The sequence below is a fragment of the Clostridium sp. CS1-1 genome, from assembly GCF_056135525.1.
Map to the genome: position 1 here is coordinate 3,167,521 of NZ_CM148680.1, position 12,484 is coordinate 3,180,004.

Consider the following 12,484-nt stretch of genomic DNA (forward strand, 5'->3'; position numbering starts at 1 on the left):
AAAATCGACCTTTATGTTACTCTTCTCTTAGACACTTTGGTTCTTCAGGTTGATAAAATCCCCATGTACATGCAGAAGCTGAAGTTGAAAGCGCAAAGAATGTACATAATGACGCTGCTAATACCATAATTCCCTTTAGTGCTTGAATTTTAAAGTTTTTCATTATTTCCCCTCCAATATCTTTGTGATTTTTTCAAAAAAAGCATCTATATTTAATAACACTAGATACCCTTTCGGTGTAAGTGTTAACACCTGCCATAGAACACCTAAACAAATGCACATAGCAATTGATAGATAGTACTCAATTCTTAAAATAAAATAACTAGCTAACAATGTTACAAATAAAATAATAAACACGTTAAGTGTAAACATCGCCTTTTTTTTCATACGTTGTCTAGTTTCTTCTTTAACTATAGGTTTTTCTAGGCTATCAACTGGTGCATATTTATAAATAGTGTAATATGCAAACAGAAAAATAACTACTCCCATAAAAATAATCCACCTGAGGTAGTTGAAATCATAAGTATCTTTTACAAACAATGCTAGTCCAACTGATACAATTGCTCCTATCAGTGCACAGCGATTAGGAGAACTAGAATGAGCCCCTCCCGAATATTTCCTTAATATACTAATGATAAAAGAAATAATTATAGCTTTTAATGGAACATTGAATATTATGCCCAATAACATAACCATAAAAATGCACCATATCGTTTGAATAAAATTAAAAGCTCCATAAGCAATTATCTCTTCCTGATCCTTATTTAATTTTAATGTAGTAGAAACCTTAAATGCCAAATTATTTGATATCTTCTCTATTAAAAACATTCACAGCAACCTTTCGTAAATGTAAATTTCTATACCATATTAAAAATATGATTAAACCAAATAATAGTAATGATGGAATTCCATATACAACTTTTAAAAAAGCATTTTTAAACATAGGTTCAATATTAATTTTTAATATGTTTGTTAGAACAAAAACGTTAAGCCACTCACAAATAAAGAGTAGGGTTGCCGAAGTTAATCCAGCAGATATAGCTTTAATAGTGTCGATTTTATTTAAAAAACCAGTTATTAAAACGTAAATTATAAGGAGTATTACTGTATGTACTCCAAAGTGAATTGGAAGCATTCTTACTAGATAAGTTGCCATTGCTAGCAATATACTAGATATACAAAAATCTTTTTTATTAATATTCTTAGATGAAAAGGCATATCCTGCTAAAATAAGCATAAATGCTTCAGGAATAAGCCTTAAAAAGAATTCTAATACTGATAAATTTAACATGATTTACCTCGCATAATATATGTCTAATTATTTCAATCTTATCCAATTATATCACTAATTTTTCATAAGGTGAACATATAAATGTAAAAATGACATATATATTCCATTAAATCTATACTAAAACATCGAATTTTATAATAACTAATATTTTAATGTAAAATATTTTTCATGTTTCAAATCTCATTGACGCATATTTCAAAATACCAATAAAACCTTAGTTAACATACTGAAGGGAGAATACTACATTTTAGAATTCTCCCTCTATAAAGTGATATATTAATATGTTTCATAGAAAACAATGTCATCTAACGGCTTTCTAGCTTTATCATGTCTATCTGATGATGCGGCCTCTCCTACCGCATATCCTATTGCTAATATGTTAATAGGCTCTATATTATCTGGTAAGTTAAATTCCTTTTTTATAACTGCAGGATCAAAATAGCATATCCACACAGTCCCAAGATCTAATTCTGTCGCCTGAAGCATCATGTGGTCAGTAACAATACTTACATCTATATCTGATATATCTTTTTTATCAAAAGGTCTTTTCCAGGCTGCATCATGATCTACACATACTATTATTGCCAGAGGAGCACCGTACACATTAGCTCCCTTATTAAGTTTCTCTAGCCCTTCTTTTTCTTTAATCACAATAAGCCTCTGTGGTTGGGTATTGGCTCCTGTAGGAGCAATTCTACCTGCCTCAAGTATTTTCATTAGTTTTTCCTCTTCTACCTTTTTTGTTTCATACTTGCGTACCGAATAACGTCTTTTTGCTAATTCTAAAAAATCCATGTTTCTTCTCCCTCTCTTTATTTCTTTTCCTGAAAACTAAAGCGTAATAGAATTTTATTTACAATTATATCATAAATTCACCATCTTTCCAGTGCATTCCTTAATCTCTATAACTTATCCCTTTCTTATCCTTATATATGAGATATCAAGTGATTCTTAGGTTCAGATGGAGGTGTTAGCAATGGTAGCGATCGGATAAAACTTAAATTTAGATGCTATTGAAACATCGTCTTGTTCCAGTTTTACTTTGCAAACTAGTTTTTATACATTAAATTAAATTAGCAAACATATAATAATTTCATGGAATATGGTTATGTTTTGATAACCTTGTCCATAATAATAAAGTGAAGTTACTAGCAGAAAGGATGTTAACATTGAAAACAGATGTAAAAAAAGTGATTATAACTCTGATTACTCTATGGCTTTATCTAATTAATATAAACTACGTACATATTTATAAAAACATCATAGAAACATATAACGCCAATTTTATAACATCAAAAAAACTAATAATCGATAAAAAACAAGCAGCAAATTCTAAAACTAAAGACGAAATTAAAAAAGATGGCGTAGCACCAATTAAACAGGATTCAGCACCTAATACTAAATCTGCTGAAATTCAAAAAACTAATATGACTCAAAATAAAGATCAATCACTCCCGAATAAAGATTTGCAAGAAAAACAACTATCGCGAGGAGGTAGCCTAAATACTGAAATTGATCTTACACTAACCTTTTACTCCAGTCTTCCTGAGGAAAATGGAGGGTTTAACGGCATAAATTGTATTGGCCAAAAGTTGACGCCTGGAACAGTTGCAAACAATGTGTTACCACTTGGAACAAAGATTCATACTAATGAATTTGGTGTTCTAACTGTTGCAGATAAAGGTGGTAATAATTTTAATACAATTCATAGGCTAGATGTTTTTATTCCTAAAAAGAGTGGCGAAAGTAATAGTGATTATAAAAAAAGAGTTAACAAAATGGGAATAGTGAAAATAAAGGGTTCTATTCTTAACTAACATATTGTATCCTAATCTAAATATATCAGTTATACATAATAACTTATTATAGATCATATAACTAAAATGAATAATATTGTTTCTGTAATCAAATAATATTATATATAGCAAAACTAAGAGTTATATAGACTTTTGACATCATCCAATTCTTAGTTTAATGTGTACACTAGCTTTATTACGCCTATTCAAAATAACAACTAATAATAATTATTTACAAATAATAAAGTTGGTGTTATAATATTAATCATAGGAATTATTTACCGATAATTTCATGGTAAATAACATATAAATATAATAAAACTGGAGGTATTTTATTATTATGAAAAAAGTTGATATATATACAAGTAATACATGTGGATATTGTCATGCTGCAATGGACTATTTTAATGAAAATAATGTTGAATTTAGTGAGCACAATATTTCAGAAAATACTGAAGCTAGAAAAGAGCTTATGAAAAAAGGATATAGATCTGTTCCTCTTATCGTAATAGACGGAGAAGAAATACTAGGATTTGATAAAGAAAAAGTTTCCTCATTGTTAGGAATATAGTTATATAATTCTAAATGAGTGTTCCACTAAGCAATGCTTACGTATATAATTACGTAGGCATTTATTATTTTAAGTATCAATACGACAACATATATCATATTATATAGGATACATGAAATTTTAATGATTATTTCATATTCTTAAAACAATTCTTGAAAGGAGTTATTATGGATAAAAAGATATATGAGCAATATATCAAAAATTTTGATGTGAATCTACTAGATTGTAAGCTCCTGGGTAAAGGTCATAACGGTGTTGTTTATTTATTGCCTGATGGTAAAGTAATTAAAATTTGTTTTGAGGTTGAGAGCTGCAAAAAAGAATATTTCATTCTTAACAAAATAAATAACAATAAATACTTCCCTCGAGTTTATGGTATGTCAGGAAACTATATGATAAGAGACTATGTTGATGGTATAATATTAAGAGACTATGTAAAGTGCTATGGTTTAAGCAGAGATTTAGCAATAAAGATTATACATTTATTAGAAGAATTTAAAAAACTAAAGTTTTTAAAAGAAGATATAAGATGTAAGGATATTTTAATTCAACCAGATGGTTCCTTAATGGTAATAGATCCCAAAAAATTTTATTCAAAAAAGAGAGACTTTCCTAGACACTTGACTAAAGGTCTGTATAAGCTTGGTGTACTGGAATTCTTCCTCTCAGTAGTTAAAGAGGAGAGACCAAAACTTTATAAACAGTGGAACATAAAGTTAAGTCAGTATATAAATGAATTAGAAGAAGAACGTAGTTAGAGAGGGAGCGTATGTATGTTACAATTGACACCTATAAATATAAATAGCATTATGAGACCAAAAACTAATAAAAATGGTAAAATTAAACCCTATTTCTATATAATCAACTACTCTAAGGATGAAAAAAACCTATGTACCTTGGAAATGAAGTGTCTTTTTAATAAAGTACCAAAGACAAAACACTTTTTTTCTTTTCACTATGTGAAACCATCAAGAAGCCCTTTTATAAAACAATGTATATCTATAATATATACAGGTAGTACGCTAAATGATATACTTCATAAAATCACAGCTGATAACTTATCCTACGAAAATTTCAAGGTTTCCTATATCAATTATGAGAACGAAAACCTTGGTCATGATGAAAGACGTAAAGTTGAGTATTCGGTTGGAATGAAGATAAATGGAGAAGCAGAGATGAATAATCCTGAGGTCTTGCTAGGTATAACAAAATTACAAGATAAATGGATATTTGGCGAGTATGAAGTTAATGAGCTACCCTCTGATTTTCATAATAAAAAACCATTCTCATACTCAAATGCATTAGGAGTGCGTGTTGCAAGGTCAATTATAAATATTGCTGTATCTAATAATTTAAAATATAATATTATAGATCCTTGTTGTGGAATCGGAACAGTTGTTTTAGAAGGACTTTATCAAGGAGTTGACATTAGGGGTTATGAGATAAACCCAATGATTGCAGCAAATGCTAAAAAAAATCTTCAATATTTCGGTTACGAAAATGCTATAACTACTGGTGACATGCATACTATAGAAGATAAATTTGATGTATCCATTGTAGATATACCTTATGGTTTATTTTCGCCTACAACTCTTAAAGAACAAGTTGATATTATAAGAACTGCTCGCAGAATATCTGATAAAATGGTTATCATTACTTTTGAGGATATGGATGCTCATATTACGCAGTCTGGATTTCGTATTGTTGATCGATGTGATGTTTCTAAGGGAAAATTCAAAAGATACATAACTATATGTAAGTAAAGGAGTTTATAGTTTTTATGAAAAAAATTTTTTTAGATACAGAAACCACCGGTATTGAGCCAGGTGAAGTGATACAGCTTACTTACTGTGTCTGTGATACAAATTCAGATGGAGTTGAAAAAGTTTGTTTTTCAAAAAACTTCTTTTTTGCTGTTGAATATGTTGAACCTTCTGCCCAATCAGTACACGGTTTTGATGTGAAGAAATTGAGGATTTTGTCTAATGGACAAACTTTTAGAGATGTTGCAAAAGAGATTGCTACAGATTTAAAAGATGGAATTTTCATTGCTCATAATGTAAGTTTCGATAAAAAGTTTCTTATCGCCGAATTTGGTAGGTTAAGTGGAGTTAACTGGGCTCCATCCGAGTATTTTTGCACCATGGAATACTTTAAACCTATCGTGGGAGCAAAAACCAAAACTGGCAGACCTAAGTATCCTAGACTAGAGGAAACAATGGATTTCCTTCAAATAGATAAAAGCGTTGTACTTCAAGGAGCTAAAAGACTTTTTGGCTGCGAAGATGTAGACTTTCATGATGCTAGATACGATGTGGCAGGGCTGGTTTCTTGCTATTATAAAGCGCAAAAGCTAGGATATAAATTAGATATATAATTCTAATTTGAAGATTATTAATAATTAAGTCACTATTTCAAACAAACTATTGAATACCCTTAGTTTGTTTAAAGTAGTGGCTTAATTATTATATATTGTTGTTTCTAATCATCCAGTATTTATCCGATGACTACCCGCTTTAATACTCCCTGTTCTTTAAACAGTACGTTTCGAGCGGCTACGTCCCTGGATTGGTTCAACTAAGAATCAGGTGCGGTTAAAACCTCATCTGATTCAAGTTTCACTTTATTATTCTACTGAAATACTATATTTACAATTAAATTCTTCTTTCACCTTTAACTTTAGTACACCATCTTTTTCTATGAACTCACCTTCAAAATCTTCGAAATCAGCATGACCAAACCAAGGTTCTATACATACAAATGGTGCTCCTTCCGCTTTTGACCAAAGTCCAAGACATGGAAATCCCGAAAAGTTTACCGTTACACTTTTAGAGTTTTTAGTATTCTTAAGTGCAATCCTTTGTGACTTAAGATTGTTAAATACTAAGGCATCATTTTGAAATAAACTATTAGTTAAATGTATTTTATTTGTGTTGTTTAAAAAAGATTTCACTTCTCTTTTTAGTAGACCATCACTAGTAATAGGTATAATCCCTGTTGTTTCATTATTATCAAATTCAAAATAATAATCCTCAAAGTTTATTTCTAATGAATTAGCGTTCCCACTTTCTAAAGGACAATTAAATCCTGGATGAGCACCTATAGAAAAATATATATCTCTTGTGTCAACATTTTTTACAATATAACTTATATCAAGAGTATTACCTTTGAGACAATATTGTATATCCAACTCAAATTTGTACGGATACATATTTAATGTTTTCTCACTCCATGACAATCTTAATAAAACTTTTTCTTTACTGCTTTCAATAATACTGAAATCTAAATCCCTAGCAAATCCATGCTGATTTAAACTATATGTTTTATCATCAATTTTATATTTGTTATTTTTCACTTTACCTACAATTGGAAATAAAACTGGAGCGTGTCTTCCCCAAAACTTGGGATTACCATTCCATATATATTCTGTATTATCCTCTTTAGTCTTTATACTTGTTATCTCTGCACCATTTCTGTTCAAACTAACCATTAAAAATTCATTTTCCAATACTATATTCATGTCAAACATCCTCTCGCCTTAAATTTAACACTATAAGTTATATAAATAAATTAACTCTTCATATTATTCTTAGTTTCTGAACCTATATATAATGCAGCTGTTATGATTCCTATAATCCAGTGAATTCCGAAAACCGCTCCTCCAAAACCGTATATTTTTAATCTATCAAAATATTTCTTTGCGAAGGAATTAAATAATTCCTCTATCTCCTTTGGCTCCATATCATTTATTTGCTCTTCAGTAATATCTCTAAAATCAATATTTTTAAGTATACTTGAGAAGTTATCACCTACAGACTCTACAACTGAAGTAATAATTATCTCTACAATAGCTTCTTTGGTAGAAACATCTAAAATACTAAAATTTCTTTTCGCAATATCTTCAACTACATACCTAACTAGTTCCCTACCTTCATCATTTATATCTTTATTCTCCATAATTTTATCCAATAAAAGTAGTATACAATTATTCAATTCATCAACATTTACTAATTCGCCAATGTTTTTCCTTTTAACATCTTCATTAATCAGATTTTCTATATAATTATTTAAATTTACCCTAATAGCGTTGCTATTATAAAGCTTTAAGCTTAAATTTTGGGACATATCTACTATATAATCTTTTTCTATTCCTTTTGAAATAGTTCTAACTTCCTTTGACAGAATTAGAGTTTTAAAAATCCTATTTATTAGCTCCATATATTCTAGAGCAATGCTTTCTTTTTTTATCTCAATATTGTCTACTAAAGCTTTCTCTACAAAACTTAATTCATCTTTGAATCTATCTGCCAAATCCTCAAACTTATTAATAGATAAATGATGTAGATATTCTTCTATTCCAAAGTTTGCTAAATAGTTAATAGCACTATCTGCAACTTTTTCTACACTATCATTTAATACTTTGCTATTACTATCATCCTTAATAAGTATATCCATAAGCTCTAAAACTTCATTACGTTCAAGTCTAATATCCAATTCTCCAATATTACTCTCAAAAATTTCATTGTGAACGAAGTTTTCTAACAATTGGTTAAGTTCTTCCTTTTTAGTTCCTATAAAATCAGGGAATTTATAGTTAACTAGATTATGAACGATATCTGATATTATCTGATCCCCACCTAACATATTATAACCCATTATTTCGAAGAAGCCTAAACTCTCCTTTGTAGTAGTTATGGCTACTTCCGCTATAGCTCTCTGGTTATTAGATAATCCTTTTACAATAGACTTTACAGCATTATCTGTTATGTAGCTAAAGTTATTCTTTACTATTTTTACAAAAAAGCCGCCAAGCAGTTGATCTACTTTCTTATCAGGAGTTAGTTCCTTGGCAATCATATCCTCTAACATTGACAGGACCTTGTCTCTAGTATCTTCAGAGGTAACTTTGCTTATTATTATCTTACTTATAGCTTCTTTCCACTTTGTAAGTTTCGAAGGGCTAAGTACTTTATTAACAGTACTATTTGATAACTTATTATAATAATTACCTAATAATAAAATTAGTTTGTTTTTACTCTCTTCATCCTGTATATCAATGCTATCTATTATAGCTTTCATTTTGTTTCCGACTTGCTTTTCTATAGATAATAAATATTCATTTGGAATAGCTTCTGTTATTTTATTATTAGATCTTAAGAATTCATCTATCTTATTTCCTATACCTTCATCTGATGATTTAATTTTATTTAACATCATTTCTTCTGTTTTATCCTTAATTTCAGAAAAGTTCATATTGCAAAGATCAAATTTACTTAGTTCGTGTACTAAAGCATCTGAGATATTATGTTTATTATGAGCAATTAAATGTCTACTATAATTATGAGCCTTTCCACTAATGGTATCTAAATGTTTAGATAAAAAATCTCCTATAATCTTATATTCATCCTTTAAGATTATTTCATGAAGCTTATTGTATATATTGGATTTATTTTTATTAAATAATTCCTCTATACTACTTCTCTTTAACAATTCCTCTCCAACAAAAGAACTCATGGACTTTGCAAACTTAGGTTTCCTACTTATTATCACGCCTGGGGTAAATGGGATTTTAATTCCAAGTAGTTTTTTTTCTTTGTATGGTTTGAAAAGCATCGCTATTGCCTGCACGTTTGTAATCCATCCCACTATTCCATATACTATAACGCTTATTATTGTTGCCGTAACAATATTATACTGTGCAGTTGATTTGTTGAAAAAGTACATACCTATACCAGCAATAGCTCCAAGTAATGCACCAATTATCGTAATTGGTTTCATTTCCTTTCCCATGAATCCTTCAACCATATCTTGAAGTTCTTCATCCTTTAAGTTTCTTAGATTACTAGAAACTGCTTTTTTTATATTTCCCTTTAGAATAGTATCTAAATTATTTTTCAATAAAACTTTAGTAGACTTTGTTACATTCTCACTCAAATTTTCTATATTATTTATTTTATCATAGACATTTTTAAGCTCAATATTTTTAGAACTTCTTAGCAGTTTATCCGTTTTACTTAATAGAATGTTTTTAAATTTATCAAATAAATTTTTTCTAAGATTATCATCCATAACATTGCTCAAAGTCAATGAATCCATAGAATTATTCAGTTCTCCACATATCAAAGTTCTTATAGTATTCTCATTATTTTTTACCCTATCAATTATTATACTCTTAATATAACTGGTGCCTTTAGATAATTCTTCCTTTCTTATTAAATTCTCTAAACTTAAAGTATTAATATTTTTTAAACTTTGCGTAAGTTCCTTGGTCACTATGCTAGTCATATTTTCTGTATAAATAAATTGATTTTTTATTACATTGATCATTATTTCTTTTATATGACTCTCAAACAGTTCAGGTAAGTTTATAGTTGCAATATCCTTTATCTTCTTATTTAAAAATTCATTAAAATAATCACTTGGAAGGTTATCCGCAAACTTAATAAGATTTTCAGTTATGTACCCAGCAAGGGTTTCTCCACTAACTATATTGTTGTTCTGTAGTATTCTAAATATAGTGGATATCTTTTCTTCTTTGAGATACTCAATAATTATAACTGATACATCCTTGCTGATTGAGTCTAGGTCAGCATTATTATCTAAGTAATCAGTTATCTTTGATACTATCTCAAATTTTTCTGCTGCACCATCTAAAAATTTACCCTTAATTGCTTTTAAAGCATTTCTCTTAAAGTCGTCATCTATTGAATGAATTGTATCTTCTATAGCATCTTCTACTAAGCGTTCTATGTCACCTTTATTACCTTCTATCCATATTATTAATTCTTTAACTAAATATTGAAGCTTATCTTTGAAAAATTCCTCTACATTCTCTTTTAAACTACTTGAAAATAAACTTAAAACGGGTTTATCACACTCATTTAAGATGTTTAATAATTCTTCACTTAAATTACTTATAAGCGCTTTGCCATCACTAGATTGTAAGAACTCCTTAGTTTTATCTTTTAAATCTTCCCATAAACTTACACTCTCATTAAGATGCACAAAATCAACAATTTTCTTCTCTAATAACTCTTGTTCTAGTACTTTTAATATCTTATTTATTTCTAATGCTTCAAAAGTGCTCTCCAAAACTTTATCTATATCAGCATTAAAGCTACTCTTCAAATCTATATGAAAATCTTTTATTTCTTCTTCAAAACTTTTACTTATATTTTCTATAAGTCTATTTCCAAAAAATCCACCAAAAGTTAAAGAATGATTTTCATTATAGAAATCAGCTATAGTTTTTTCTACAAAATCATTATTATTTAATGTATCTAAAACACAGGTAACTAATTGTCCACTTAAATGCTGTGCTTGTTTCTCACTTACTATATCTCTTAAAAAAATATTCTTAGAAGTGCTTTCAAATACAACAAGCAGCTTATCATTAACAAGACCCTTTACATATTCATCCATTCTATTTATTGTTTTATCAAAACCTTCAAGTTCACCTAAGGACTTGTTAGATACATTTTCGTAAATATGTATGTTTAGTAAATCCTCTACCATTTTTTTAATACTGTCTTTAAATGACTCCTTAGATAAGTCGTTACTTAAAGTTTCAGGATTTATTATTTCCCTTTCTACTAAGTCACTTACGTTATGAATAAATTCTTCTCTAGTTTTTACAATTATTCCGCCAACCTTGAGATTACCTATTCCGTATTCTCGAAAAATCATTTTAATAGCAATTGCATTTGTTATATATCCTGTTATTGAACCAGTCAATATTTCTTTTATTAAATCAAACTGCATATAGTCCTCCTTGTAGTAATTAATCTAAAATTCAGCAAAAAAAGCCTCACCTTAGTATGAGGTGAGTTCTTATATTATAAGAGTATTCTATTTATTAATCATTGTCAATTCATTTCAGCCCTATTTTTTCTTTTTTCCAACGGCAGCAAGATATACAATAAACTCTTCATTTCCATCTAACCCTAGTACTTCATCAATCATCTTTTGATCATATATCCCTATGGCACAAGTTCCTGAATTGATAGACTCGCTAGATAAATAAAGATTTTGGCATACATGTCCAATATCTATCAGAATCTTTTTATGAGCCGTTGTATCAAATTTCCATTCAGATCTATAAGGAGTTGTACTCCATGCAAATATTACCGAAGCCTTTTTAGCAAAGTTTGCTACGAAGGGCTGATCTAGTGTAATCTCATCAACTTTATTGTTTATTCCTTCTAACTCAAACATGACTAACAACTTATGTTCTATTGGAAGATACCTGTACACGCCTTTTTTTATTCCTTCTACATTAAGTATAAATAGATAAGTTTCAAAAGTATGTGTTGCACCACTACAAGGTACTGTTCTAAGAGTAAGTCCAGCATTATTCACGCTAGTAATTCCTTGAGTAGCCCACAGCAAATATGATAATTCTTCGATGCTAAGTGCTTCCTCACTGTATAGTCTTGTACTTCTTCTTTGTTTTATGCACTGATAAATATTTTGATTTTTAGCAATGTCCTCATTTACTTTTGGAAGTTCAATTGTTTTACAATTACTGTCGTAAGGTTTAATATTTATTGGCTCAGAAACGCCTTTCATTTTATCAGTCTTTATGTTTTTGAATTCATTAAAATTAGACTTTAGAAATGCTCTTTCTTTTTCATATCTTATCATAATTGATACTCTCCTTTATTATTACTATCTATAGCATATATCAATTATAATAAAGATATCTGTAACCTATGTTACAAACTTTTATCTTGTATAAGAAAAATTCACATTATAATTCTTTTAAGTCCTCCTAAAAGATTTTACTTTAAAGAAGCTTAAAGAGAGCTAAATGTGATTTTATCTCTA

12 protein-coding genes are annotated in these 12,484 nt (G+C 29.0%); 5 read left to right on the forward strand and 7 right to left on the reverse strand.

What is annotated here, in order from left to right:
- Positions 1 to 16: 16 nt before the first annotated feature.
- The 4 genes from AC0N0V_RS14825 to AC0N0V_RS14840 all read right to left on the reverse strand — a co-directional run bounded on the left by AC0N0V_RS14825 (position 17) and on the right by AC0N0V_RS14840 (position 2,086).
- Positions 17 to 163, reverse strand: coding sequence for a cyclic lactone autoinducer peptide (locus tag AC0N0V_RS14825; RefSeq protein WP_474458814.1), 147 nt, complete (start codon positions 161 to 163; stop codon positions 17 to 19).
- Positions 163 to 828, reverse strand: a complete 666-nt coding sequence (locus tag AC0N0V_RS14830) for an accessory gene regulator ArgB-like protein (protein WP_474458815.1) — start codon at positions 826 to 828, stop codon at positions 163 to 165. The genes AC0N0V_RS14825 and AC0N0V_RS14830 overlap by 1 nt, the downstream gene beginning before the upstream one ends.
- On the reverse strand, positions 800 to 1,291 hold the full coding sequence (locus AC0N0V_RS14835) for a hypothetical protein (protein WP_474458816.1): 492 nt from the start codon (positions 1,289 to 1,291) through the stop codon (positions 800 to 802). Before AC0N0V_RS14835 ends, AC0N0V_RS14830 begins: the two co-directional genes overlap by 29 nt.
- A gap of 276 nt (positions 1,292 to 1,567) precedes the next feature.
- Positions 1,568 to 2,086: a nitroreductase family protein gene (locus AC0N0V_RS14840; protein ID WP_474458817.1), complete on the reverse strand. Its 519-nt coding sequence runs from the start codon at positions 2,084 to 2,086 to the stop codon at positions 1,568 to 1,570.
- A gap of 374 nt (positions 2,087 to 2,460) precedes the next feature.
- Here AC0N0V_RS14840 and AC0N0V_RS14845 point away from each other — a divergent pair, with 374 nt between their 5' ends.
- From AC0N0V_RS14845 to AC0N0V_RS14865, 5 genes are all read left to right on the forward strand, one after another.
- The gene (locus AC0N0V_RS14845; protein ID WP_474458818.1) at positions 2,461 to 3,108 is read left to right on the forward strand and encodes a hypothetical protein; all 648 of its coding nucleotides are present in this window, start codon (positions 2,461 to 2,463) and stop codon (positions 3,106 to 3,108) included.
- A gap of 319 nt (positions 3,109 to 3,427) precedes the next feature.
- Positions 3,428 to 3,658 (forward strand): glutaredoxin family protein, encoded by a 231-nt coding sequence (locus AC0N0V_RS14850; RefSeq protein WP_474458819.1) that lies wholly within the window; start codon positions 3,428 to 3,430, stop codon positions 3,656 to 3,658.
- 167 nt (positions 3,659 to 3,825) lie between these two features.
- The gene (locus tag AC0N0V_RS14855; RefSeq protein ID WP_474458820.1) at positions 3,826 to 4,416 is read left to right on the forward strand and encodes a protein kinase; all 591 of its coding nucleotides are present in this window, start codon (positions 3,826 to 3,828) and stop codon (positions 4,414 to 4,416) included.
- 15 nt (positions 4,417 to 4,431) lie between these two features.
- Positions 4,432 to 5,421: a TRM11 family SAM-dependent methyltransferase gene (locus tag AC0N0V_RS14860; RefSeq protein WP_474458821.1), complete on the forward strand. Its 990-nt coding sequence runs from the start codon at positions 4,432 to 4,434 to the stop codon at positions 5,419 to 5,421.
- Positions 5,422 to 5,438: 17 nt separating this feature from the next.
- Positions 5,439 to 6,035: a 3'-5' exonuclease gene (locus AC0N0V_RS14865; protein ID WP_474458822.1), complete on the forward strand. Its 597-nt coding sequence runs from the start codon at positions 5,439 to 5,441 to the stop codon at positions 6,033 to 6,035.
- Between the two features lie 249 nt (positions 6,036 to 6,284).
- Here AC0N0V_RS14865 and AC0N0V_RS14870 read toward each other — a convergent pair whose 3' ends face one another.
- The 3 genes from AC0N0V_RS14870 to AC0N0V_RS14880 all read right to left on the reverse strand — a co-directional run bounded on the left by AC0N0V_RS14870 (position 6,285) and on the right by AC0N0V_RS14880 (position 12,301).
- Complete coding sequence (locus AC0N0V_RS14870) at positions 6,285 to 7,178, reverse strand: aldose 1-epimerase family protein (RefSeq protein ID WP_474458823.1); 894 nt, start codon at positions 7,176 to 7,178, stop codon at positions 6,285 to 6,287.
- A gap of 50 nt (positions 7,179 to 7,228) precedes the next feature.
- Positions 7,229 to 11,419, reverse strand: a complete 4,191-nt coding sequence (locus tag AC0N0V_RS14875; RefSeq protein ID WP_474458824.1) for a DUF445 family protein — start codon at positions 11,417 to 11,419, stop codon at positions 7,229 to 7,231.
- A gap of 120 nt (positions 11,420 to 11,539) precedes the next feature.
- Positions 11,540 to 12,301 (reverse strand): SagB/ThcOx family dehydrogenase, encoded by a 762-nt coding sequence (locus AC0N0V_RS14880; protein ID WP_474458825.1) that lies wholly within the window; start codon positions 12,299 to 12,301, stop codon positions 11,540 to 11,542.
- Between the last annotated feature and the right edge of the window lie 183 nt (positions 12,302 to 12,484).